The 25,165-nt window shown below is 62.6% G+C and carries 22 protein-coding genes; 5 read left to right on the forward strand and 17 right to left on the reverse strand.

Annotated elements, in window-relative coordinates; genetic code table 11:
* Positions 1-146: 146 nt before the first annotated feature.
* The 7 genes from clpB to AYK65_RS13285 all read right to left on the reverse strand — a co-directional run bounded on the left by clpB (position 147) and on the right by AYK65_RS13285 (position 11,008).
* Entirely contained in the window at positions 147-2,753 is a 2,607-nt protein-coding gene (clpB, locus tag AYK65_RS13250; protein WP_081158718.1) for an ATP-dependent chaperone ClpB, read from the reverse strand.
* Between the two features lie 401 nt (positions 2,754-3,154).
* A complete protein-coding gene (locus AYK65_RS13255) occupies positions 3,155-3,790 on the reverse strand; it encodes a DUF4167 domain-containing protein (RefSeq protein WP_026616273.1) in 636 nt (211 codons plus the stop codon).
* 332 nt (positions 3,791-4,122) lie between these two features.
* A complete protein-coding gene (gene prmC, locus AYK65_RS13265) occupies positions 4,123-5,004 on the reverse strand; it encodes a peptide chain release factor N(5)-glutamine methyltransferase (RefSeq protein WP_026616274.1) in 882 nt (293 codons plus the stop codon).
* Between the two features lie 6 nt (positions 5,005-5,010).
* Entirely contained in the window at positions 5,011-6,093 is a 1,083-nt protein-coding gene (gene prfA, locus AYK65_RS13270; RefSeq protein WP_026616275.1) for a peptide chain release factor 1, read from the reverse strand.
* A 70-nt stretch (positions 6,094-6,163) separates the two neighbouring features.
* Positions 6,164-8,431, reverse strand: a complete 2,268-nt coding sequence (ptsP, locus tag AYK65_RS13275; RefSeq protein ID WP_046116423.1) for a phosphoenolpyruvate--protein phosphotransferase — start codon at positions 8,429-8,431, stop codon at positions 6,164-6,166.
* Between the two features lie 94 nt (positions 8,432-8,525).
* Positions 8,526-9,800: an aspartate kinase gene (locus AYK65_RS13280; RefSeq protein WP_026616277.1), complete on the reverse strand. Its 1,275-nt coding sequence runs from the start codon at positions 9,798-9,800 to the stop codon at positions 8,526-8,528.
* Between the two features lie 191 nt (positions 9,801-9,991).
* Positions 9,992-11,008, reverse strand: coding sequence for a methyltransferase (locus tag AYK65_RS13285; RefSeq protein WP_081158720.1), 1,017 nt, complete (start codon positions 11,006-11,008; stop codon positions 9,992-9,994).
* 212 nt (positions 11,009-11,220) lie between these two features.
* Between AYK65_RS13285 and AYK65_RS13290 the strand changes: the two genes are divergently transcribed.
* Both AYK65_RS13290 and ubiG read left to right on the forward strand, forming a co-directional pair.
* A complete protein-coding gene (locus AYK65_RS13290) occupies positions 11,221-11,766 on the forward strand; it encodes a dihydrofolate reductase family protein (RefSeq protein WP_081158722.1) in 546 nt (181 codons plus the stop codon).
* A 121-nt stretch (positions 11,767-11,887) separates the two neighbouring features.
* The gene (ubiG, locus tag AYK65_RS13295; RefSeq protein ID WP_081158724.1) at positions 11,888-12,634 is read left to right on the forward strand and encodes a bifunctional 2-polyprenyl-6-hydroxyphenol methylase/3-demethylubiquinol 3-O-methyltransferase UbiG; all 747 of its coding nucleotides are present in this window, start codon (positions 11,888-11,890) and stop codon (positions 12,632-12,634) included.
* 25 nt (positions 12,635-12,659) lie between these two features.
* Here ubiG and AYK65_RS13300 read toward each other — a convergent pair whose 3' ends face one another.
* From AYK65_RS13300 to AYK65_RS13315, 4 genes are all read right to left on the reverse strand, one after another.
* On the reverse strand, positions 12,660-13,088 hold the full coding sequence (locus AYK65_RS13300) for a DUF1178 family protein (RefSeq protein WP_046116425.1): 429 nt from the start codon (positions 13,086-13,088) through the stop codon (positions 12,660-12,662).
* Entirely contained in the window at positions 13,085-13,942 is an 858-nt protein-coding gene (locus AYK65_RS13305; protein WP_046116426.1) for a carbon-nitrogen hydrolase family protein, read from the reverse strand. The genes AYK65_RS13300 and AYK65_RS13305 overlap by 4 nt, the downstream gene beginning before the upstream one ends.
* A gap of 110 nt (positions 13,943-14,052) precedes the next feature.
* Positions 14,053-14,337, reverse strand: a complete 285-nt coding sequence (grxC, locus tag AYK65_RS13310) for a glutaredoxin 3 (RefSeq protein ID WP_172401996.1) — start codon at positions 14,335-14,337, stop codon at positions 14,053-14,055.
* Between the two features lie 20 nt (positions 14,338-14,357).
* Complete coding sequence (locus tag AYK65_RS13315) at positions 14,358-15,134, reverse strand: ComF family protein (protein WP_052728197.1); 777 nt, start codon at positions 15,132-15,134, stop codon at positions 14,358-14,360.
* Positions 15,135-15,193: 59 nt separating this feature from the next.
* Between AYK65_RS13315 and AYK65_RS13320 the strand changes: the two genes are divergently transcribed.
* Positions 15,194-16,093, forward strand: coding sequence for a methyltransferase domain-containing protein (locus AYK65_RS13320; protein WP_081158726.1), 900 nt, complete (start codon positions 15,194-15,196; stop codon positions 16,091-16,093).
* Positions 16,094-16,160: 67 nt separating this feature from the next.
* Here the strand turns inward: AYK65_RS13320 and AYK65_RS13325 are convergent, their stop codons facing one another.
* The 6 genes from AYK65_RS13325 to AYK65_RS13350 all read right to left on the reverse strand — a co-directional run bounded on the left by AYK65_RS13325 (position 16,161) and on the right by AYK65_RS13350 (position 20,555).
* Positions 16,161-16,334 (reverse strand): Flp family type IVb pilin, encoded by a 174-nt coding sequence (locus AYK65_RS13325; RefSeq protein ID WP_026616286.1) that lies wholly within the window; start codon positions 16,332-16,334, stop codon positions 16,161-16,163.
* A 41-nt stretch (positions 16,335-16,375) separates the two neighbouring features.
* Positions 16,376-16,696: a hypothetical protein gene (locus AYK65_RS13330; protein ID WP_026616287.1), complete on the reverse strand. Its 321-nt coding sequence runs from the start codon at positions 16,694-16,696 to the stop codon at positions 16,376-16,378.
* Between the two features lie 277 nt (positions 16,697-16,973).
* A complete protein-coding gene (mutT, locus tag AYK65_RS13335; RefSeq protein WP_026616288.1) occupies positions 16,974-17,387 on the reverse strand; it encodes an 8-oxo-dGTP diphosphatase MutT in 414 nt (137 codons plus the stop codon).
* Positions 17,387-18,205, reverse strand: a complete 819-nt coding sequence (locus tag AYK65_RS13340) for a GNAT family N-acetyltransferase (protein ID WP_026616289.1) — start codon at positions 18,203-18,205, stop codon at positions 17,387-17,389. The genes mutT and AYK65_RS13340 overlap by 1 nt, the downstream gene beginning before the upstream one ends.
* Before the next feature lie 81 nt (positions 18,206-18,286).
* On the reverse strand, positions 18,287-19,528 hold the full coding sequence (gene argJ, locus AYK65_RS13345) for a bifunctional glutamate N-acetyltransferase/amino-acid acetyltransferase ArgJ (RefSeq protein ID WP_046116432.1): 1,242 nt from the start codon (positions 19,526-19,528) through the stop codon (positions 18,287-18,289).
* A 169-nt stretch (positions 19,529-19,697) separates the two neighbouring features.
* Positions 19,698-20,555 (reverse strand): peptidylprolyl isomerase, encoded by an 858-nt coding sequence (locus AYK65_RS13350; RefSeq protein WP_026616291.1) that lies wholly within the window; start codon positions 20,553-20,555, stop codon positions 19,698-19,700.
* A 245-nt stretch (positions 20,556-20,800) separates the two neighbouring features.
* Between AYK65_RS13350 and secA the strand changes: the two genes are divergently transcribed.
* Together secA and AYK65_RS13360 are read left to right on the forward strand one after the other, a co-directional pair.
* Positions 20,801-23,509, forward strand: a complete 2,709-nt coding sequence (gene secA / locus AYK65_RS13355) for a preprotein translocase subunit SecA (protein WP_081158728.1) — start codon at positions 20,801-20,803, stop codon at positions 23,507-23,509.
* Positions 23,510-23,775: 266 nt separating this feature from the next.
* Positions 23,776-25,164, forward strand: coding sequence for a lipopolysaccharide biosynthesis protein (locus tag AYK65_RS13360; RefSeq protein WP_026616293.1), 1,389 nt, complete (start codon positions 23,776-23,778; stop codon positions 25,162-25,164).
* The last annotated feature ends 1 nt before the right edge of the window (position 25,165 follow it).

Raw genomic sequence — 25,165 nt, forward strand, 5'->3', positions numbered from 1 at the left:
AGTGCTACAGCGTCCTTTGTGCATCTGAAAAGACGCACGGCGCTGTAAAGCGCGGCGCGTTCAATCGAATTCATGCGACGCGCTTTAGGTCCCGTGTTTTTGTGCATGTCGCCCAAAACCGCTGCGCACTTTTGGGCGACATGCAATTAGGCGGCTTCCTGCGCGGCGGATGCACCGCGTTTGAAGTTCAACCGGTCGGACCCGGCCAGCACCTTGATCACCGAGCCGTCCGGGAACTCGCCCTGTAGCATTTTCTCCGCCAGCGGATCCTGGACATATTTCTGGATCGCGCGCTTCAACGGCCGGGCACCGTAAGCCGGATCGTAGCCTCTTTCCGCGAGGAAGCTCCGCGCTTCGTCCTCGAGTTCGAGCGTGATCTTGCGCTCGGCAAGGAGCTTGCGCAGCCTTTCGAGCTGAATGTCCACGATCGCGCCCATCTGTGCCCGGTGCAGCCGGTGGAACAGGATGATCTCGTCGACACGGTTCAGGAATTCCGGACGGAAAGCGGCTCTCACCACTTCCATGACCTGATCGCGAACCGCGTCGCTGTCCTCGTCCTCACCAAGTGCGGTCAGGTATTCCGCACCAAGATTCGAGGTCATGATGATCATCGTGTTCTTGAAGTCGACGGTGCGCCCTTGACCATCGGTCAAACGCCCATCGTCGAGCACCTGCAGAAGCACGTTGAAGACATCCGGATGCGCTTTCTCGATCTCGTCGAACAGCACGACCTGGTAAGGCCGGCGGCGAACGGATTCGGTCAGCGCCCCGCCTTCTTCATAGCCGACATAGCCGGGAGGCGCGCCGATCAGCCGGGCGACCGAGTGCTTCTCCATATATTCCGACATGTCGATCCGCATCAACGCGGTCTCGTCATCGAACAGGAACCGGGCAAGCGCCTTGGTAAGCTCCGTCTTGCCGACCCCGGTGGGGCCGAGGAAGATGAACGACCCGATCGGCCGGTTCGGATCCTGCAGTCCGGCGCGCGCGCGGCGAACGGCCCGTGAGACCGCCTGCACGGCATCGCCCTGGCCGACCACCCATTTCGCCAGTTCGTCTTCCATCCGGAGCAGCTTTTCACGCTCGCCTTCCAGCATCTTGTCGACCGGGATACCGGTCCAGCGCGAAACGACATGCGCGATGTTGTCCGGGGTCACAACCTCCTGCACCATCGGGTTTGCGTTCGCGCCGTCCTGGCTTTCCGCCTCAGCAAGCTCCTTCTCGAGCTTCGGGATCACGCCATAGGCAAGCTCCCCTGCCCGCTGGAATTCACCCTTACGCTGGACGATCTGAAGCTCGTTGCGCGCCTCATCGAGCTGCTTCTTGAGATCGGCGGCCCGCCCGAGCTTGTGCTTTTCCGCCTGCCAGCGCGCCGTCAGGGCAGCGGCCTGCTCCTCCAGCGCCGAGAGGTCGAGTTCCAGCTTCGCAAGACGATCCTTGGAGGAAGCGTCGGTTTCTTTCTTAAGCGCTTCGCGCTCGATCTTGAGCTGAATGACGCGACGGTCGAGCTCGTCGAGTTCCTCGGGCTTGGAGTCGACCTGCATCCTGAGTCGCGAAGCCGCCTCGTCCATGAGGTCGATCGCCTTGTCCGGCAGGAAGCGGTCGGTGATGTAGCGATTGGAAAGCGTCGCAGCCGTGACCAGCGCGGAATCGGAGATCCGCACCTTGTGATGCTGCTCATATTTTTCCTTCAAGCCGCGCAGGATCGAGATCGTGTCCTCGACCGTCGGTTCATCGATGAACACCGGCTGGAACCGGCGAGCAAGTGCTGCGTCCTTCTCGACATGTTTGCGGTATTCATCGAGCGTCGTCGCACCGACGCAGTGCAGCTCGCCGCGCGCAAGCGCCGGCTTCAAGAGGTTCGAGGCATCCATCGCCCCGTCCGCCTTGCCGGCGCCGACCAGCGTGTGCATCTCGTCAATGAACAGGATGATCTCGCCTTCTTCGGAGCGCACCTCGTTGAGTACGGCCTTCAAGCGCTCCTCGAATTCACCGCGATATTTCGCGCCGGCGATCAGCGCGCCCATGTCGAGCGCCATCAGGCGCTTGTCCTTCAGGCTCTCCGGCACGTCGCCGTTGACGATCCTCAGCGCCAGGCCTTCGGCGATCGCCGTCTTGCCGACGCCCGGCTCGCCGATCAGCACCGGATTGTTCTTCGTCCGGCGGGACAGCACCTGGATGGTGCGGCGGATTTCCTCGTCGCGGCCGATCACCGGATCGAGCTTGCCTTCCCGCGCTTCAGCAGTCAGATCGCGTGCGTATTTCTTGAGCGAATCGAAGCCCTGCTCGGCGTTCGCGCTATCGGCGGTGCGGCCCTTGCGGATCTCGTTGATGACCTGGTTGAGCTTCGTCGGCGTCACACCGGCCTTGGAAAGGATCGAAGCGGTTGCGGCAGAGCTTTCGATCGCCAGCGCCAGAAGCAGGCGTTCGACGGTCACGAAACTGTCGCCGGCCTTCTTGGCCGCCTCCTCGGCAGTCGTGAAAACCTTGGCGAGCGGCTGGGAGAGATAGACGGACCCGCTGCCGCCAGTGACCTTCGGGAGCTTTGCCAGCGCCGCAGCCGTGCCGGCGCGGGCCTCACGCGCGTCGCCCCCGGCGCGCTCGATGAGCGAAGCGGCCATGCCCTGGTCGTCGTCGAGCAATATCTTGAGGACGTGTTCCGGCGTGAACTGCTGGTGGCCCTCTGCCAAGGCATAGGTCTGTGCCGATTGAAGAAAGCCGCGAACGCGTTCGGAATATTTTTCGATATTCATTCTTACCTCCATAAACCGGCGAGCCCATCATCGTGGCACTGGCCGGTGTTTCAGGATCAGGCTCCCGCATTCGGCAAGCCTGTCATTATCTCTCGTTCTCGCCTTGCGCGGGGATCAAGCGTTCAGGGCGAATATGGGACGGCGCTCTGCGAAATTAAAGGGTCGCCGCTACTGCATGTTTCCTAAAGGCGTATCCGATTTAAGAATAAAACATGCAGCAATACAAAAGGGCTACAGCGACCTTTGCGAGTCTAATCAGACGCGCGGCGCTGTAGGCATAGCGGCGAAAATGCAGCCAGGAAAAATCGACTTTTCGCACGGGTGCCGCGGCAACAAAAAAGCCCAGCCGTTGAGGGGCTGGGCTTCGTTTACTCTTGAGGCAGGTCCGAGGCGCCGAAGCGTTATTCGGAGGCGGCAAGCACCGGCGTGGTGCCGCCGGCGTCGGTCGCCGGCTGTTCGCCGGCCGCCTCCTCCTGCGCGCCGCGACGCGGCTGGCGGCGGGGCCGGTTTGCGCTGCGGCGGCGGGAGTTCCCGCGACCGGACGAAACCGCCGGCGTTTCCTCTTCCATTGCGACCTCGGCCGGCGTGCCCTCGATCACCGGCTGCGGGCCGGAACCGTCGATGACCGGTTGGGGTTCGCTGACGGGTGCCGCGGCTGCGACGCCGGGTGCTTCATCGGCGTAGACCTGATCCAGATCGTCCTGGTCGCGGTCGACAAGATCGCGATCCTGGTAGTCCTGGCGTTCTTCACGCTGGAAACGATCCTGCATCTGCGCCTGCGCTGCCGCGATGATGCGGTTGTAGTGCTCGGCGTGCTGCAAGTAGTTTTCCGCCATGACGCGGTCGCCGGAGCTCTGGGCGTCGCGGGCAAGCGCAGCGTATTTCTCAGCGATGTGCTGGGCGGTGCCGCGAATCTTAACGTCGGGGCCGGAGCTATCGTAAGTCCGCGTCAAGGGATTGGATCCCTTGCGGTTGTTTCCATTTCCGTTGTTGTTATTCCGCCCACGGCCGCGCTTGTTTTGCTGTCCAGGCCTCATAGTCCATTCACCCGAATTTTCTTGATAATGATGATCATGTGATTCCGCTCTCGGCACGACTCTCCGCGCCCGAGTAAACACGCGCCACGGCAGACCGCTCGTTCACGATCTCGGCGCCGACTGACGTCAAATTAACAGGTACCCGCACAAGGCACTGTCGAACCCTAGCAACTCTTTCTTGAGAGCAATCCCCGTGGCCAGGTCATACTGGAACGAATCTTTGGTCCATGACCTTCTGCCCAGTGCGCGGGGTGAAACTAGCCCGCTTCCTTTGGGATTCCAAGCCCTTTCTTTGCTCTTCCAGAAAAGAGAGGCGCTAGTGCAGCATTTTTTCAACGGTCTTTGCTGCGTTCAACGTCCTGCTCGAACACGAGAACCCGGTCGTTACCGCCGAGATCCTTCACACCGCTGAGCAAGCGAAATCCTTGCGCTTCGAAAAGCGCAGTCACCGCCTGCTTTTGGTCGAAACCGATTTCCAAGCCAAGTAGGCCGTCCGTTTCAAGATGGCGACTGGCGTGAAGAGCAATGGCACGATAGGCATCCAGCCCTTCGTCTCCGCCGTCAAGTGCGGCAACCGGATCGTGGTATTTCACCTCCGGATCAAGCTCTGCAATGACACTGGACCGGATATACGGCGGATTTGAGACGATGACGTCGAACCGCCCTTCCACAGCCTCGAACCAGTTGCTGCGCAAGGTTTCGAAGCGTTCTGCCAAGCCATTCCTGCGAGCGTTTTCTCGTGCCGTCTGCAAGGCGTTGTCCGATATATCGGTACCGAGACCCCGTGCGTCAAGTACCGCGTTGAGAAGAGCGAGACAGATTGCCCCGGTTCCTGTCCCGAGATCGATGATTCGGCAGCTTCCCTTTCTTGCGGCGATCCGCCGCACATGGGGTATCAGGCAGCCGACCAGCGTTTCGGTATCGGGCCGAGGTTCCAGCGTGTCCTTCGAGAGCTTCAGGTTCAGACCGAAAAACTCGCGCTCGCCGAGGATTCGATGGACGGGCTCATGGGCCGCACGACGTTCGATGGCGGCCCGTATCCGCGCCGCATCCGCCTCACCGACGGGTTCCCCTCCCCGCGTCACCAGCGCGGCGCGCGAAAGGCCGAGCAGGCCGGAAACCAGATGCCGGGCATCGAGTGCTGCCGCCTCGATGCCGGCGGCCTTCAGCTTGTCGCGGCTTTCGGCAAGAAGGCTGTCGAGTGTCTCGGCCATCGTCGTTCAGTTCTGCCTTTCGCCGAGGAGGGCGAGCTGGCTCGCCTGATGGTCGGCCAGCAGCGCATCCACCACCTCGTCGATTTCCCCCTCCATCATGCGGTCGAGCTTATAGAGGGTAAGGTTGATGCGATGGTCGGTGATGCGCCCCTGCGGGAAGTTATAGGTGCGAATGCGCTCCGAGCGGTCGCCGGATCCCACCTGGCTCTTGCGGTCCGCCGAACGCTCGCTGTCGGCGCGCTGGCGCTCCATGTCGAAAAGCCGCGAGCGCAGCACCTGCATCGCCTTGGCACGGTTCTGATGCTGCGACTTCTCCGAGCTGGTGACAACGATGCCGGTCGGGATATGGGTGATGCGCACGGCCGAATCGGTCGTGTTGACGTGCTGACCGCCGGCGCCGGAGGAGCGCATGGTGTCGATGCGGATGTCCTCGGGCCGGACCTCGACGTCGATCTCTTCGGCTTCCGGCAGGACGGCGACGGTCGCCGCCGACGTGTGGATGCGGCCGCTCGCCTCCGTTTCCGGAACACGCTGCACCCGGTGGACGCCGGACTCGAACTTCAGCCGCGAGAACACGCCGCGTCCCGAAACGGTCGCGATGATTTCCTTGTAGCCTCCGGCCTCGCCTTCGCTCGCCGAAAGCACTTCGACGCGCCAGCCCTTGGTGGAGGCATAGCGTTCGTACATGCGGAAGAGGTCACCGGCAAAGAGTGCGGCTTCCGAACCGCCCGTGCCGGCACGGATTTCGAGTATGGCGCTCTTTTCGTCGGCCGCGTCCTTCGGCAGGAGCAGGATCTGGATCTCCTGCTCAAGCGCTTCTATTCGCTCCTCGACCTCGGGCTTTTCCATCTCGGCGAGGTCGCGCATCTCCTTGTCCGTCGCGCGGTCGGAAAGCATCGTCTCGATATCGGCAAGCTCGCGCTCAGCCTGTTGGTAGGCGCGGATCTTCGTCACCACCGGCTGCAGCTCGGAATATTCCGACGCGAGTTTCACATAGACGTCGGCAGAGGGGCCGGCGGACATGCGAGCCTCGATCTCGCCGAACCGCCTTTCCAGTTCGAGCATCTTTTCAACGGGAAGCTTTGCCAAGTTTCACTCCAAATGCGTTTGGCCCCGCCCGAATGCTGTCCGGACGAAGACAACAGCGCTCTGATTCAGCCTATACCGGTATGCCGTTTGCGGCCGCGAAATCGACCAGGAGCTGCCGGACCGACGTCTCGGCCTTGACGTCGTCGAGTGCAGCATCGAGCACCTCGGCCAGCTTGCCGGCGTCGAGCGCCAAGAGCATGGCCTTGACCGGGCCGACGGCCGTCGGCGACATCGAAACCGACCGGAAGCCGAGCCCGAGCAGTGCCATGGCCGAAAGCGGTTTGCTCGCCATTTCGCCGCAGAGCGTCACTGGCGTGCTATTGCGTTCGCCCGCGCGCACGATGTCACGGAGAAGGCGCAGGAACGGCCGCCCGAGCGCATCGAAGCGATCGGAGACGCGGGCATTGCCGCGGTCGACCGCCATGGCGAACTGGAAGAGATCGTTCGAACCGACCGAGACGAAATCCACTTCCGCCATCAGTTCGTCGAGCTGCCAGAGCAGAGCCGGCACTTCCAGCATCGCCCCGAATTGCAGCTTGCGCGGCAATTGCTCGCCTATCTTCGATTGGCGCTCGATTTCCTTCTGCAGGAGTTCGCGCGCGGCTCTAAGCTCCGCCACCTCCGTCACCATCGGCAGCATCAGCTTGAGTTCGGCGCCGGCCGTCGCTCTGAGCATTGCCCTGAACTGGGTTCGCAGCAAACCGGGCCGGTCGAGCGACAGCCGAAGGGCGCGCCAGCCGAGCGCTGGGTTCTCCTCCTCGGCGGCACGGAAATAGGGTACGACCTTGTCTCCGCCAATATCGAGCGTGCGGAAGGTCACCGGCTTGCCTCCCGTCTGCTTCATGACATTGCGATAAAAGTCTTCCTGTTCCTCCGCCTTGGGCATGGTGGAGGCGATCATGAATTGCAGTTCGGTGCGGAAGAGGCCGATGCCCTCCGCTCCCGCCTCGTTCAAATGCGGTAGGTCGACGAGCAGACCGGCATTCATCTGCAATGTGATGCGCTTGCCGTCCTTCGTCAGCGGCTCGACGTCCTTCAGTGCACGGAACTGTGCCTGGCGGCGGGCGCGGAAACGAACCTTTTCCTCGTAGGCGCGCTGCAGGTCGGCCAACGGGCGCAGATGCACCTTCGCATCGTCACCGTCGACGATGATGGCGTCACGGTTTTCGGCAAGCGCCACCGCTCCTGCCGCCTGCCCGACCACCGGAATGCCCATCGCGCGGGCGACGATCACCACGTGACTGGTGACCGCCCCCTCCTCAAGGACCAGGCCGCGCACGTTCTCGCGCGGGTAATCGAGCAGTTCGGCGGCACCCATGGCGCGCGCGACGATGATCGCGTCGTTCGGGAAATCGGCCGCCGACAGTTTGGCGCCATAGCCGGAAAGCTGGCGCAAGAGCCGGTTGGCGAGATCGTCGAAATCGTGCATGCGCTCGCGCAGGTAAGGGTCCGTGAGGCGCATCATCCGCGCCTTGGTCTCGCTCTGCACCCGCTCCACCGCCGCTTCGGCCGTGAGGCCGTTGCGAATTGCTTCCTCCAGCTTTCTCACCCAGCCGCGGTCATGGGCGAACATGCGATAGGTCTCGAGCACGGCGCGGTGCTCGCCCTCCATCGACACGTCACGGCGTGACAGCATGTCGTCGATCGAGATGCGGAGCGACCCGAGTGCCTCGGCAAGCCGCTGCAGCTCTTGGTCGGTATCCTCGTTGAGCAGATTGGTGACGACGATTCTCGGCTCGTGCAGCACGACGTAGCCCAGCCCGATTCCCTCGCCGTAACTGTTGCCCTCTATGGTCACGGGCCGCGAGAGATCGAGTTCCAAGCCAGGCTTTGTGATCTTCTTGAGCTCGCCCGTCGCCACCATTTCGGCGAGCACCATCGCGGTCGTCTCGAGAGCCTCGACCTCGTCCTCGCGATAGTTGCGCATCGCCTTGTTCTGCACGACGAGCACGCCGAGCGCGCGGCCGGTGCGGAGAATCGGCACGCCGAGGAACGAGTGGTATATCTCTTCGCCCGTTTCCGGCAGGTAAGTGAAGGCCGGATGCGACTGCGCATCGGAGAGATTGAGCGGCCGCGCCGAAGCGGCGATCGTGCCGACGAGGCCCTGCCCCATCTTCAATTGCGCCAGGTGCACGGCGGTCTTGTTCAGACCTTCGGTGGCGTAGAGTTCGAGCACGCCGTCGGAGCGCAGCACATAGACGGAGCACACTTCCGCGACCATGTTCTGCGCGATCTGGCGCACGATCCGGTCAAGGCGCTCCTGCGGCTCGAGCGGTTCCGCCATGAGCTCGCGCAACCGCTTGAGGAGAACGCGCGGACCCGCGGAAAGGTCTCTCATCGCGTAGGGTCTCCAGAATCAAGAATAAACCACGGCATGTGACAGGATATCGCGGCCGTGACCAGCCGCGAATCCCAAATCGAACGCCTGCTGTTTAACTCTTATCCAGACCGTAAGCGGAATGCAAAGTGCGAACCGCCAATTCGGCATATGGTCCGTCGATCAGGATGGAAATCTTGATCTCGGAGGTGGTGATCGCCTTGATGTTGATGCCCTTCTCGGCGAGCGCCCGGAAAGCGGAAGCGGCAACGCCCGCATGGCTGCGCATGCCGATGCCGATGACCGAGACCTTGACGAGGCCGGATTCCGACTGGGCGACGTCGTAGCCGATCTTCTCCTTGTTTTCCGAAAGCACCTTCAGTGCCTTGTTGACGTCGCCGGACGGCACGGTGAAGGTCATGTCGGTCTTGGAGCCGTCCTCCGAAATGTTCTGCACGATCATGTCGACGTTGATATGAGCCTCGGCGAGCGGCCCGAAGATCGCGGCGGAAACGCCGGGCCGGTCGGCCAGGCGGCGCAGCGAGATCTGGGCTTCATCCTTGGCATAGGCAATGCCGGTTACGACTTCCTGTTCCACGATCTCATCCTCATCACAAATCAGCGTTCCGGGCGGGTTCAGAAGGTCACCCATGCCCGGCGCATCGGGATCCTCGAAAGACGAGCGCACGAAGGTACGCACCTTGTGCACCATGGCGAGCTCGACCGAGCGCACCTGCAGCACCTTCGCGCCGAGGGAGGCCATTTCCAGCATTTCCTCGAAGGCGATCTTCTTCAGCCGCCGCGCCTTCGGCTCGATGCGTGGGTCGGTCGTGTAGACGCCATCGACGTCCGTGTAGATGTCGCAGCGGTCGGCCTTGACGGCGGCGGCGATCGCGACCGCCGACGTATCCGAACCGCCGCGGCCGAGTGTCGCCACGCGATTGTCCGGGCCAAGACCCTGGAAGCCGGCGACGACGGCTACCTGGCCCTCGCCCATGCGGCGGATGATATCGGCGCCGTCGATGTCGAGGATGCGGGCCGCTCCATGGGCGTTGTCGGTCTTGACCGGAAGCTGCCAGCCCTGCCACGACCGTGCGTTGATGCCCATCGACTGCAGCGCGATCGCGAGCAAGCCGGAGGTCACCTGTTCGCCGGAAGCGACGACGGCGTCATATTCGCGCGCATCGTAGAAAGGCGCATTCGAGCCAGCGACCTTCGGCATGTTCTCGACCCAGCCGACCAGCTCGTTGGTCTTGCCGGACATGGCGGAGACGACGACGGCAACCTCGTGGCCGGCATGGACTTCGCGTTTCACATGGCGCGCGACATTGTGGATGCGGTTCAAATCTGCGACGGAGGTTCCGCCGAATTTCATCACGATGCGTGCCATTTCGCCTCTACCGTACCAACATGTTTTCCGCGCGTACGCGGGAACAGCGCTCCCCATCGGCGCCTGACGATCAAAAAGCTTGGAGAGACTTCTCGGACATCGGCCAGTCACCGCTTCCGCGAGAGCGGAAAGTCGCGGCGTCTCTTAGCGGATCAGGGGGCAGCGTGCAATGGGAAGGAACCCATGACTTATCAACGCGGCGCCGCCTCCATAATGGAGACCGATGATGCGGTCGGGCTGACCTTCACCAGGTCGAAGCCCGCCTCGGCAAGCAATCCGCCGTATTCGCTCTGCGTCCGTTCACGCGCCCGGCCGAACATCGCCATCATCTGCATGTCGATCAGATATTCCGTTCTTGACCCGACCGACGGATCCGGCTCCATCAGAGCCTCGACGATCAGCAGGCGGCTGTCATCCGACATTGCGGCGCGACAGGACTGAAGAATTCGGCGCGCGTCCTCGTCCGGCCAGTCGTGCAGGACCCGGATCAGCATGTAGCGGTCCGCTCCCGGCGGAAGGCCATCGAAAAAACTGCCGGCCTGCGTGGTTATTCGGCCGCCCGCAAGCATCTCGGAAGGAATGGCTGCGATAACTTCGGGGCGATCGAAGACGATACCACGCACGCCGGCATGTCGCGCGATGATGCGGCGCAGAGATTCGCCATTGCCGCCACCGACATCCACGATGAGGCCCACATTGGAGAAGTCATAGGCGGCAGCGAGAGCATTGTGCCGATCGTCGGGAAAGTTGGCCATGAAGGCATCGAACAGGCGGCCTTCCGCCGGATTGTCGCTGAGATAGCCGAAGCGATCCGTTCCCCAGGCCTCTTCATGCGGCACCTTGCCGTGGAGAGCTGCTTCCAGAAACTCCCATGCACGCCACGAACCCCTCGTGGTCCAGAAGCGCGCACTATGGTGAAGGCTGTCTGGCGTGTCGGTGCGCAAAAGCAACGAGCGAGGCGTATGGCTAACCGTTCCTTCCGCGTCGACCCGAAATATCCCGAAGGCCGCAAGCGCACGCAGGGCGCGCAATAGCGGTTCGGCAAGGACGCCACACGCATCTGCAAGCCCTGCAATATTCGTCGGTCTCTCTGGATCTATCCGATCGGCGATCTCGAGATCGGCGACAAGACGAATGATCCGCGACACCTGAAAGCCGCGAATGAGAAGGTCGAGCCCCAGCTGGTCGTCGTCATCGCCACCTGACATCTCTGTCGCGCCCCTCCTGAAATGCCGGCAACGGGCGAGGATAAGGCAACTCGGCAGCAAAAGCCACGGCGGCGAAACGCCTCCGCCTGCCCGTGTCACCGATCCGACAAATGGTCTAGGAACAGAACCGCTTGCAATTTAAAACCAGCAATGGCAACCTCATGCCATAGACAAGGCGGCGGCCGCAGCGGCTGCCCAGCGGGAGGAAGACAATGCGCAAGATCATCATGTGGGACATGGTCAGCGTCGACGGTTTCTTCGAAGCGCCCGGCCACGACATCAGTTGGTTCGTCTTCGAGGACGAGTTGGCGGCCTATATCGGCGAGACCCAACGCGACGCCGGTACGCTGCTCTTCGGGCGCGTGACCTATGAGATGATGGCAGCCTACTGGCCCTCGGCCGAGGGCGAGATCGCGACTTTCATGAACGGTATCGAGAAATACGTCTTCTCGAGGACGCTCGCGAGCGCCGACTGGAACAACACGACGCTCGTTACGGGTGATGCCGCCGCGGAGGTCGAGCGGCTAAAGCGGTTCGAAGGCGGCTCGATCTTCGTCTTCGGCAGCGCCGACTTCGCCGCGACGCTGACGGCCAGGGGACTGGTCGACGAATACCGCCTCGGTATCAATCCGGTGCTGCTCGGCAAGGGGACGCCGCTCTTTCAGAATATCCCTGAGCGGACGAAGCTGGAACTTACGCATGTCCGGCCGCTCAAATCCGGCGTGGTCATCCTGCACTACCAGCCTGTCGCGGATTGAGGGCTTCGGGCGCCCGCCCCTTGACATCGCCCGTCGATCGTCCGACTCCACGAGAGAAAGGACGGCGATCGGTCGATCAACGGCCAGTTCCGCCCGGACCCGAGAACCCGAGGAGGCTCTGATGAGCGAGACGGCACGCACGACGATCGACCAGGGCGAAGTGGACCGCTTTTCTGCCATGGCAGCCGAATGGTGGGACCCGACCGGCAAGTTCCGCCCGCTGCACAAGTTCAATCCGGTGCGGCTTGCCTATATCCGCGACAAGGTTTCGGAGCATCTCGGACGCGACCCTAAGGGCCCGCAACCGCTCAAGGGCCTGCGTCTTCTCGACATCGGCTGCGGCGGCGGGCTTCTGTCCGAACCGATGGCCCGGATGGGAGCCGAGGTTGTGGGGGCCGACGCTTCGGAAAAGAACATCGGCATCGCCAAGGCGCATGCGGCGGGAAGCGGCGTTGCCGTCGACTATCGCGCGGTGACGGCCGAGGCGCTCGCCGAAGCCGACGAAAGCTTCGACGTGGTCCTCAACATGGAGGTCGTCGAGCACGTCGCCGATGTCGACTTCTTCATGACGACCTGTGCGCACATGGTCAGGCCCGGCGGGCTGATGTTCGTCGCCACCATCAACCGCACGCTGAAGGCCGCGGCACTCGCCATCTTCGCCGCCGAGAACGTGCTGCGCTGGCTGCCGCGCGGCACGCACCAATACGACAAGCTGGTTCGGCCGGAAGAACTGGAAAAGCCGCTTGAGGCGAGCGGCATGCAGATCACCGACCGCACCGGCGTCTTCTTCAATCCTCTCGCCAATCAGTGGAATCTGTCGAGGGACATGGACGTCAACTACATGATCGTCGCCAAGCGACCGGTCTGAGGCGGAGCAAGCGAAAAGCCCCGATTCAGTTCGCCTCGTCCGGTATCACCGGCAGCGGTGCGATCTCGATGCCCTCTTCGAGCAGCGCGATCGCTTCGTCGGCGCTCGCCTTGCCGATCAGGCCGCGCTGATCGGCCTCGCCATAATGGATCTTGCGCGCCTCTTCCGGGAAGCGCTCGCCGACGTCTTCGGCGTTTGCACGGATCGAATTTACGATTTCCCGGAGTTTGGCGATCGTCTCCTTCTGCGCCTTGTCCATCACCAGTGCCTGATGCGCTTCCTTCTTTCGCGCGGTCGCGACGGCGGGTGCCATCAATTGCTTGCTGACGGAGGCTGAACCGCAGGTGGGACAGCTGATGAGCTGGCCTGCGGCCTGGCGGTCGAAGTCGTCGCTCGACGCGAACCAGCCGTCGAAACCGTGACCATTGTCACAGGAAAGATTGTAATGGATCAAGCCGCAACGCCTCCTTTCCCCTCCGGGACCACTTCATCCAGCACAAAATTCCGCGCGTTCCTGAGATTGGGAATCCGCGCCCGCGCACCATGCGTCGCGGCCACGTCGATTTCGGCCAGAATAACCTCTTCGCCGGCGGAGCCGGCTTCAGCCAGCACCCTGCCCCAGGGATCGATGATCATCGAGTGGCCGAACGTCTCCCTGCCGTCCTCGTGCTTGCCTCCTTGGGCGGCAGCGATGACGAACAGGCCGTTTTCGATGGCGCGGGCGCGCAGCAGGATCTCCCAATGCGCCTCGCCCGTCTGGCGCGTGAACGCTGCGGGCACCGACATGATCTCGGCCCCGGCTACCGCCTGCTGGCGGAAGAGTTCGGGGAAGCGGACATCGTAGCAGATGGCGAAGCCGAGCTTGCCGAAGGGAAGATCGGCAATGCGGGCGGTGGCACCCGGGTGATAGGCGGCGCTCTCGCGCCAGCTTTCGCCATTCTCCAGATCCACGTCGAACATATGGATCTTGTCATAATCGCAGATCTTGGCGCCGTCGGGTCCGAACAGGAAGCCGCGATTGGCGATCTTGCCGTCGGGACGGGCGATCGGCGTCGAGCCCACGTGAAGATAGATGCCGAGTTCGCCGGCAAGACGCGCGGCCTCCTCGACGATGAGATCGTTCGCCTCGTCTTTCAACACCATGCGCAGCCCCGCCCGATCGCGCTGGATCGCGCCGGTCATCTCCGGCGTCTGGATATAGGTTGCCCCCTGCGACGCAGCCTCGCGCACCAGCGTCGCCATCATTTCCGCATTTCTTGCGGGATCGACGCCGGAGCACATCTGGATGGCAGCAGCCTTGAATGTCATCGCCTCTTTCTCCCGGGCAGAAGCTTTGGATCAGGCGATCCGAAACCCTCACAACCCAACTCTCTTCGGACGGGCGGGCCGCGGCTGCGCGTCCGCCTCTTCATTCCACCTCAGGCCGCGAGCATCTCGTCGAGCCTGCCGGTGCGATCGAGCGCATGCAGGTCGTCGCAACCGCCGACAGGGACGTCGTTGATGATGATTTGTGGGAATGTCCTGCCGCCTTTGGACTTTTCGATCATCTCCTGGCGAAGCCCCGGATCAAAGGTTGCATCGTGCTCGATGAAATCGACGCCCTTGCTTTCCAGAAGTTTCTTCGCTCGCGTGCAATAGCCGCAGAACTGACGCGTATAAATGACGACCGAAGCCATTCTCTCCAACTGCTCCTTTACCGACATCGATGCCGGACATCTTTTTGTCATATAGGACCGGGCATGGCTCTTGCAAAGGTCAAAACCGTAACGTCTCCGACCCCTGCCCGCTTCAACGCGCGCGTCGCAGCGGAAACGGTTGCGCCGGTCGTGTAGACATCGTCGATAAGCACGATACGTTTGCCCACGAGGCCCTGCCTGACGCCTTCCGGGACAGCGAAGGCGCCGCGTACATTCTCCTCGCGCGCTCGCGCAGCAAGGCCCACCTGCCGGCTCGTGCGCTTGACGCGGCGCAGCGCATCCGGCCGATAGGGCTTTGCCGAGCCTTGGGCGACGGAGCGCGCAAGCTCCGCAGCCTGGTTGAACTTTCGTGTCCATAAACGGAATTCGTGGAGGGGCACCGGCACGATCATGTCGGCCGCAGCAACGGCGCCGTCGCTGGCTCGGATCATCCATTCGGCCATCATCGGCGCAAGATCCGTGCGGTCGCGGTATTTCAAGCCGTGCACCAGATCGCGCACGATGCCGTCGTGAACAGCGACGGAGCGCAGCCTATCGAAAACAGGCGGATTCGCGATCGCCTCGGGTGAAACCACGCCCGCCCCCGGGTCGAAGGCGAAAGGCAGTCCCAGGACCTCGCAATAGGGCCGTTCGATCAGCCGCATGCCGCCCCAACAGGAGGGGCAAACAGCACGCGCGTCGCCGGTCAGACGGCCGCAGCCGCAGCAGACCGGCGGAAAGACGAGATCGATCGCGTCCGCTGCGAGCCGGCGGAGCAGTGCCGCCCAGCCCCTGGCTCGATTTCTCCATTCGTCCTGTTCCATGAGGTTGACTTTGTCCGCGTCAGGGTTTCTCTCGCATCCGGAATTGCGGAGAGAGTATCGTGGAAATCATCTTTGACCAGAGCCTCGTCGAGGCGCATCGCCGCCGTGCGCTTCGCCAGGGCGATCAGAAGGCGACGTTCCTTCTCGATATCGTCGGACAGGAACTGGCTGACCGCGTGAGCGTGGTCGAACGGCAATTCGACAAGGCTATGGAACTGCACGGCTATACCGGGATTACCGCGCGCTGTCTTGCCGAGACCGGCAAGGTCGGAACCGTCGAGCGGGTGGAGACGGATCGCGCCTTCGGCTCTGCCGACGCGCCGGTCACGATCGCGCCTCTGGAACGCATCCCCGCAGAACCGGACTCTCTCAATCTGCTGGTCTCGCCGCTGTCGCTGCACCTCACGAACGACACGCCCGGTGTCTTCATTCAAGCACGCCGTGTCTTGAAGCCCGATGGCCTGTTCCTCGCCGCCATTCCCGGCAGCGGCACGCTGCAAGAACTTCGCGAAGCGCTCCTCGCCGCGGAAGCGGAACTCACGGGCGGAGCGAGCCCCAGGGTTATCCCTTTTGCCGACGTGCGCGACATCGGCGCCCTTCTGCAGCGGGCCGGCTTCGCCTTGCCAGTGGCCGATGCCGAAACCTACACGGTCCGCTATGATTCGCTCTTCGATTTGATCAGGGACCTGCGGGCGATGGGCATGAACAACCCGCTCGCCTCGCGCAACCGCAAGCCCATGCCGAAACGCTTTTTTCTCAAGGCGGCCGAGATCTACGCGGAACGTTTCTCCGACCCGGACGGCCGCGTCCGCGCCACCTTCTCGATCATCTATGTCTCCGGCTGGGCGCCGCACGAGAGTCAGCAGAAACCGCTGAAGCCCGGTTCGGCGAAACAGCGGCTGTCCGATGCGCTGGGGGCCAGAGAGCACAAGCTCAAAGATCGCGGAGACGACGCGTGATTCGGCCGCCTCAGCGACCTTTGCGCGTCCGATAGCGTCGCTGCTGAGGCGCGCCGGCCGCTCGGGCCTACGCCCAGGCTCCCTCGAGCGTATCGGTGATGAAAGTCAGCATGTCGAGCAGCGCACCAGAGAAATTCTGAAGCCCGATGAGGAGTCCGACGGAAATCAGTGCGGCGAGGAGGCCGTATTCGACGACGGTGGCGCCATCACGGCTGCGAACCAGGCATCTTAGCATGCGCATTCGTCCTCCAGTCCGCCACGCATCTATCACCTGTGCCGCGCTCAGCATCCGCTCTTGCTGCCATCGGCATCGATGATGCAGACGGCGCCCGGCATTTCCTGGAGCACGCTGCGGCGGACCGTGTAGCGCTTGGCCGTGCCGCCGGAGGGAATCGAACCGGTCGAGATATTGTCGTAGCCGATCGGCGTGTTCGCGAGCATCCGCTTGTCGTTCTTGGACGACAGCATCGGCGTCAGGATCAGCGTCAATGCGATCACCGCTGTTCCGAACAGCAGCGACAGATTGAGCACACCTGTCCGGCGGGACTGGCTCGTCGCCAGATCCTTGTCCTGAACCGTCCTCCAGAAATCCTCGTCCACCATGCCAGCCTCATGAAACACGAAGAGCGGCGGGCAAAAGCACCCTTCCCAAGCCTCGACCCGACCACACCTGCTCGAAAAACGGCGCCGTCGAACTCGACAGGCACCGAAACTGATAGGTTCGATTTTGCCCGCGGGTGATAAACTTTCGATTAATGAATTTTGGAATTTAAGGGGAATTGAAATTCGGCCATGGCCGTTTTCTCGCTGCAACGCAGAAGACGGAACAAAAAGATAGCGGAATCCAGGCGGAAAACCGCACACTTTTCCTCTTCCCGCGCTAAAGCAGATCCATCAGGAACGGAATCAGCGGTTCATCCGCCGGCGGCATGGGATAGTCGCGCAGTGCCTTTGGCCGCACCCATTTGATCGCCTGGCCTTCGCGACCTTCAGCAAAACCCTCATAGCGACGGCATATATAGAGCGGCATCAGGAGGTGGAACTCGTCATAGCTGTGGCTCGCAAAGGTCAGCGGAGCGAGGCAGGCCACCTTGGTGCGGATGCCGAGCTCTTCATCGAGCTCGCGGATCAGTGTGTCCTCGGGCGTTTCACCGGGCTCGACCTTGCCGCCGGGGAACTCCCACAGGCCAGCCAGCGGTTTTCCCTCCGGGCGTTGCGCCAAAAGGATGCGCCCATCGGCATCGACCAGAGCGCAGGCGGCAACGAGCACGATCTTCTTCCCCTGCATTGCCATCAGACCTTCGGCGCTCGATAAAGATAACGATAGACCTCTGTGAAGCCGGCATCACGATAAAGCGCAACCGCCGGCTCGTTTGCCGCCTCCACCTGCAGCCACGCCTTCTTCGCGCCCTTGAGCCGCGCCCAGCGCAGCGAAGCATCCAAAAGCGCCCTGCCGACACCCTGCCGGCGCACCGCCTCGGCCACCGCGAACTGCATGATGCCGGCAAGATCGTTGTCATGCACGACGAGCGACACCGCCGTCGGACCGATCTTCCGGTCCTCGAACAGGAACAGGCCGCATTCGGGCTTGATGGCGTTGATGATTTCGCTCAGCGCCGGCTTGGTCTCCGCAGCCTCCCCGCCGATCAGGATACGGGCATCCACAAAACGGCCGACATCCTTGATCGGCAGATGGTCGATGCCTTCCCCGAAATCCCGTTCGGCGAGGTCGAGCGCCAACACCAGACTGTGGGCGAACGATGTCCAGCCTTGCTCGTCCATATAGGCAATCATCTGCGGCGGCGTCAGCGGCGTCTGACGGACCGTGAGCGGACGGTCGAGCTCCGCGAAGCGCCTGCCCGCCTTTTCGAGTCGGACGGCGATGTCACGATAGTCGGACGGATCGAGCGGATTGACGGAATTCAGGCGCTTGGACGGGTGCCCGGCGGTAAGCCGGATGAGCCAGCTGCCGTCATATTGTACCGAGGCCGCCGGCCAGGCCCGGAAGCCCACAGCCTCCAGCCGCCGCACGCTCGGAAGATCGACCGTTACGGGATACCCGTCCGTCGCCGTCTCAGTCGGGGGCTTTCTGTCGTTCGATGTCATGTCCATCGCCTTGAATGCTGCGCGTTGGCGGAACGAGGAGCAACGATTGCGCCGCCATGCCGCACATCGACGCAATCTCCAAACGCATCAGCTTCTGTAGTCGCCGTTGATCTCGACATATTCCTTGGTGAGATCGCATGTATAGACCGTGGCACGACCGGAACCGAGGCCGATATCGACACGGATCGGAATGGTCTCGCCCTTCATGACCGCCGTCGCGGCCGCTTCCGAATAGGAAGGATCGCGCTCGCCCTCGACGGCAACGCGCACATCACCGAACCAGATTGCCAGCCGGTCGCGCTCCGCCATCTCTCCGGACTTGCCGACGGCCATGACCACGCGACCCCAGTTGGCGTCCTCGCCGGCGATCGCCGTCTTGACGAGCGGCGAATTGGCGATCGACAGCGCGATGCGCTTGGCCGCGGCGTCGTTCTCGGCTCCCTCCACGGTCACTTCCACCATCTTGCGTGCGCCTTCGCCGTCGCGCACCACCTGAAGGGCGAGGTCGCGCAGCAGGTCGTTGAGGGCGGCGCGGAAACCGCCGAGACGCGGGTCGCCCGCGTCTTCGACCTTTGCCTGGCCGTCCTTCGCCGCAGCACCCGTCGCAAAGAGCATCAGCGTGTCGGAGGTGGAGGTGTCGCTGTCGACCGTCACCGAATTGAAGCTCGGACCGACGCCGGCCGAAAGCAACGCCTGTAGCGCATCCGGCGCAATATCCGCATCGGTGACGACAAAGGAGAGCATGGTCGCCATGTCGGGCGCGATCATGCCGGCGCCTTTGGCGATGCCGTTGATCACGACCTTGACGCCGCCGATCTCGGCGCTGCGGGTGGCGACCTTCGGATAGGTGTCCGTCGTCATGATCGCCTTAGCCGCCTCGAACCAGAAATCCTCGGTGCCCGACGCAGCGAGACGATCGAGCACGCCGGCAAACTTGGTGGCGTCCAGCGGTTCGCCGATCACGCCGGTCGATGCCAGGAAGACTTCGCCTTCGCTGCAGCCGACAGCCTTAGCCGCGGCCTCGGCGGTAAGCTCCGTCGCCTCTCTGCCCTTCTTGCCGGTGAAGGCGTTGGCGTTGCCGGAATTGACGACGACGGCGCGCGCAATGCCGCCGGGCAGATTCTTACGGCAGAAATCGACCGGGGCGGAGGGGCACTTCGACCGCGTGAAAACACCGGCGACCGCCGCCGGCTGGTCAAAGACCATCATCAGCACATCCGTGCGGTTCTTGTACTTGATCCCGGCAGCGGCGGTGGCCATGCGTACGCCGCGGAGGGCCGGCATTTCAGCAAAGGTTTTCGGAGCAAGCGGGGAAACGGAGCCGGACATGGGAGAAACCTGCTTTTGAGAAGCCTCGGATGGTGCGACAAATGCCCGAACGGCATTCAGCCGTCGGGCATTCTGATCTGTTGAGGGCAGAGCGGAATGCGGGCAAGTCAAGCTTGCCCTTCCTGCTCGGCGCGATGCCTCTTCCGAAGGAAATCGCGCAGCCGGAAAACTATTTGCTCTCCTGCGCCTTACCGGCCTCGTCATAGGCCTTCTTCAGCGCTGGGTCGGAGATCTCGACCGCGGTCGCCTTCTTCGCGGAAGCGAGAAGCTCAAGATATTTGTCGCGCATGACAAGCTGACGAACCTGCGGCTCGACCTGCTCGAGCGTCGGCGGAGCCTGCGGACGCTTGTCCTCGACGAGGATCACATGGAAGCCGAACTGCGTCTTGACCGGCGTCTTTGTATAGGCCCCCTTTTCCAGCGCGAAAGCGGCCGTCTCGAATTCCGGCACCATGCGGCCCTTGGTGAAATAGCCGAGGTCGCCGCCTTCTTCCTTGTTGGGATCGGTGGACTTGGCCTTGGCGAGCTCGACGAAGCTCTTGCCCGCATCGAGCTCCTTGATGACCTCCTTGGCCTCGTCCTCGGTCTTGACGAGGATATGACGCGCCTTCACCTCTTCCTGCGGCGGGATGGCGGCAATTTCCTTGTCGTACCGTGCCTTCACCTCTTCCTGCGTTACCGCGTCGACGACATGCTTCTTGAAGAAGACGTTGTGAAGCTCGCGCTCGGTCAGGAAGGCGACGCGCTGCTTGAACGTCTCGTCGTTCTGGAGCCCTTCCTTTTCCGCGTCCTTTACCAGGAGCTTGACATCGATGACCGCGGAAAGTGCTGCTGCGCGCTTCTGTTCATCGGGCATCCGCTGAAGCTGCGGATCGAGGCTCATGATGGCGAGATCAAGCTCCGACTGGTGGATCTCCTGATCGCCCACCTTCGCAATCACGGGATCGGTCCCTTCGGCGCGCGCAGCACCGCTTGCGGCGATAATCGCGACCAGCGCCGCGGCTGCCAGAGTCTTGTATTTAGGCATGATATTAACCTTTCACCATTGACCGCCAGCGCGATTGTCCTCGGCCTTCGAGCGGCTGCACAACACCAGAATGTGGCGGTTCTGCAGCCATCCAGCCGTGCAAGTGCGTTGACATAATCCGACCCCCCTCTTATCTGTCACGCAACCTCGCGTCCAGAACAGTTTCCGGGGTTTCACGGCATTGCGCGGTTTTGTGACCGGGAAGCTGGAACCCCAGGGCGACACATAAGGAAAGGACCATTCGTATGGTCAGTCTCGGCGGCTTTGCCCGCAAGTTGTTTGGTTCGGCCAACGATCGCCGCGTCCGCGGCTACAAGGGCCGGGTGGATGCCATCAACGCTCTCGAATCCGAAATGAAAGCGCTGAGCGATGAAGCGCTGGCGGCAAAAACGGTGGAATTCCGTCAGCAGCTCGCCGAAGGCAAGACGTTGGACGACATCCTCGTGCCGGCCTTTGCCGTCGTGCGGGAGGCCGCGCACCGCGTTCTCGGGCTGCGCCCCTTCGACGTCCAGCTCATCGGCGGCATGATCCTGCACGAGCGCGCCATCTCCGAAATGAAGACTGGCGAAGGCAAGACGCTCGTCGCGACGCTACCCGTCTATCTCAACGCGCTCGCCGGCAAGGGCGTGCATGTCGTCACCGTCAACGACTATCTCGCCCAGCGCGACGCGAGCATGATGGGTCGCATCTACGGCTTTCTCGGTCTGACGACGGGCGTCATCATCCACGGGCTGTCCGACGAACAGCGCCGCGACGCCTATGCCTGCGACGTGACCTACGCGACCAACAACGAACTCGGCTTCGATTATCTGCGCGACAACATGAAGTACGAACGCGCACAGATGGTGCAGCGCGGTCACTTCTTCGCGATCGTCGACGAAGTGGATTCGATTCTGGTCGACGAAGCGCGCACGCCGCTGATCATCTCCGGCCCGCTCGACGACCGCTCCGATCTTTACAACACCATCAACGACTTCATTCCGCTCCTGTCGCCGGAAGATTACGAGATCGACGAAAAGCAGCGCTCGGCCAATTTCTCGGAGGAAGGCACCGAGAAGATCGAGAACTTGCTGCGCGAGGCCGGCCTCCTGAAGGGCGAGTCGCTTTACGACATCGAGAACGTGGCGATCGTCCACCACGTCAACAACGCCCTGAAGGCCCACAAGCTCTTCCAGCGCGACAAGGACTACATCGTGCGCAACGGCGAAATCGTCATCATCGACGAGTTCACCGGCCGCATGATGCCGGGTCGCCGCTATTCCGAAGGCCAGCACCAGGCGCTCGAAGCCAAGGAAAAGGTGCAGATCCAGCCTGAAAACCAGACACTCGCGTCGATCACCTTCCAGAACTATTTCCGCATGTACGAGAAGCTTGCGGGCATGACCGGCACCGCGGCGACGGAAGCCGAGGAATTCGGCAATATCTACGGTCTCGAAGTGGTGGAAGTTCCGACGAACCTGCCTATCAAGCGCCTCGACGAGGACGACGAGGTCTATCGGACGGCCGGGGAAAAGTACAAGGCGATCATCGAAGAGATCAAGGCGGCGCACGAGCGCGGCCAGCCGATGCTCGTCGGCACGACTTCGATCGAAAAGTCCGAGCTGCTCGCCGAGATGCTGAAGAAGAGCGGTTTCTCGAAATTCCAGGTGCTGAACGCCCGCTATCACGAGCAGGAAGCCTATATCGTCGCCCAGGCCGGCGTTCCGGGCGCGGTTACGATCGCCACCAACATGGCCGGCCGCGGCACCGACATCCAGCTCGGCGGCAACCCGGACATGCGCATCCAGCAGGAACTGGCCGATGTCGAGCCGGGACCGGAGCGCGAAGCGCGCGAAAAGGCGATCCGCGAAGAAGTCCAGAAGCTCAAGGACAAGGCGCTCGCCGCCGGCGGCCTCTATGTCCTCGCCACCGAACGGCACGAGAGCCGCCGCATCGACAACCAGCTGCGCGGCCGTTCGGGCCGCCAGGGTGACCCCGGCCGCTCGAAATTCTTCCTGTCGATACAGGACGACCTGATGCGCATCTTCGGCTCCGACCGCATGGACGGCATGCTGCAGAAGCTAGGCCTGAAGGAAGGCGAAGCGATCGTCCACCCCTGGATCAACAAGGCGCTCGAACGCGCCCAGAAGAAGGTCGAGGCGCGCAACTTCGATATCCGCAAGAACCTCTTGAAATATGACGACGTGCTCAATGATCAGCGCAAGGTCATCTTCGAGCAACGCATCGAGCTTATGGACGCGGAGAACGTCACCGAGACGGTCACCGACATGCGCAATGAAGTGATCCAGGATATCGTCTCGAAGCGTATCCCCGAGCGCGCCTATGCCGAGCAATGGGATGTCGAGGGGCTCAAGGCGGACGTCCAGCAATACCTCAATCTCGACTTGCCGATCGCCGAATGGGCGGCGGAAGACGGCATCGCCGAGGACGATATCCGCGAGCGCATTACCGCCGCGGCGGACAAGGCGGCCGCCGAACGCGCCGATCGTTTCGGGCCCGACATCATGCAATATGTCGAGCGCTCGGTCGTTCTCCAGACGCTCGACCACCTCTGGCGCGAGCACATCGTCAATCTCGACCATCTGCGTTCGGTCATCGGCTTCCGCGGTTATGCCCAGCGTGATCCGCTGCAGGAATACAAGTCCGAGGCCTTCGAACTTTTCCAGGCCCTACTCTCGAACCTCCGGCAGGCTGTCACGGCGCAGATGATGCGCGTCGAACTGGTGCGCGAGGCGCCCGAACCGCCGCAGCAACTGCCGCCGATGGAAGCACATCACATCGATCCGCTGACCGGCGAGGACGACTTTGCGCCGGCGGCACCCATGCTGGCTGCCGCTCAGGCGGATCGCAATCCGGCCGATCCTTCGACCTGGGGCAAGATCGCCCGCAACGAGCCCTGCCCCTGCGGCTCCGGGAAGAAATACAAGCATTGCCACGGCATGTACGAGGCATGATTTCGGGAGCTGATCGCTGAGATCGGGATGCGGGCAAGAACCGCTCCGCATTTCCCTCATTTTGGATGCCGCCCCCGGGCGGCATTTTCATGTCTGCTGGATCAGCGTTCGGTTTGCGCGGCGCGAACTCGGCTGCGGCCGCGACGTCTTCGACATACGACCGGACTGAACCGTTTGTTAACGCTGATCTGGCAGAAGTGAAGCCCTGTATTGCGTAATCTCAGGGTGTCCTCGTGTTCATGGCGGCATGTCAATCAGCCGGACGAATGTTGCCGTCGGCGCTGAGGCACCGCCTGTACTCCTTGCTGCGGCGGCTCGTGCCCGTTCTGTCCGGCGCCGATCCCCGCAGCCGGGCGCAGCGAATGGCCCTCACCGCCTTTGCCATCCGCATTCTCAGCGCAGCCATCGCCTTCGTTTCACAGATCGTCCTCGCACGCCTGATGGGTGAATTCGAATACGGCATCTTCATCTTCGTCTGGGTGCTGGCGGTGCTCTTCGGCAATCTGTCGTGCCTTGGTTTCCATGCCGCGATCATCCGCTTCCTGCCGGAATACAACACGGCCGCCGCCCTTGCCGAAATCCGCGGTCTCACGATGACGGCACGCATCTTCGCGATGCTCTCGGCGACGGCACTCGCTATGGTCGGCGGGGCCGGCCTCTGGCTCTTCGGCTCCATGATCGAAGGCTATTACATCATTCCGCTCTATCTTGGCCTCATCACCCTGCCGATGATCGCCCTCGGCGACGTGATGGAAGGCACCGCGCGCGCCCATAGCTGGGCGATCGCCGCCATGGGCCCGACCTACATCGCGCGCCCACTGCTCATTCTCGCTTTCATGCTGCTCGCAAGTTCGGCCGGGATGCCCCACGACGCGACGACGGCCGTGGCCGCCGCATTGGCGGCCACCTATGTGACAACGCTTGGACAGTTCCTTGCCATGATATGGCGGCTCGGCAAGCATTACGTTCGCGGGCCTAAGAAGGTCGAGCTCTGGCGCTGGCTGCGTGTTTCGGTGCCCATCTTTCTCGTCGACGGCTTCGGTTTCCTGCTCACCAATTCCGATGTCGTGATCGTCGGGCTCTATCTCAAACCGGGCGATGTGGCGATCTACTTCGCGGCAGCGAAGACCATGGCGCTCGTTCATTTCGTCATGTTCGCGGTGAAGGCGGCGGCAGGCCCGCGTTTTTCCGCGGCGATGGCTCTGCGTGACCGCAAGCAATTGGCGGAGATCGCCGTCGAGAGCGCGCGCTGGTCCTTCTGGCCGTCGCTCGCGATCGGCGGCACCGTGCTCGCGGCCGGCGACTTCCTGCTTTCGCTCTTCGGCCCGGCCTTCACCGCAGGCACCCCTTTGATGGCGATCCTGCTTGCCGGCATTCTTGCCAAGGCCTTCGTCGGCCCCGCCGAAACGCTGCTCACCATGGCCGGGCGTCAGAAGCTCTGCGTGATCCTCTATGCAGGCGCACTCGCCGCGAATATCGCACTGAATGTAACGCTTATCCCGCTTTTCGGTCTGACCGGCGCGGCCGCTGCGACGGCCGGTGCCATGTTTGCGGAGGCGGCGATCCTGCACGTCGCCGTCAGACACACCTTCGGCTTCGCGCTGCTGGCGCTTGCGGGCGCGATGAGCGGCAACGACAAGAACGAGGCGATTTGAG

Origin of the sequence: Ensifer aridi (assembly GCF_002078505.1) — a bacterium.
In the GTDB taxonomy this organism is placed as follows: Bacteria; Pseudomonadota; Alphaproteobacteria; order Rhizobiales; family Rhizobiaceae; genus Sinorhizobium; species Sinorhizobium aridi.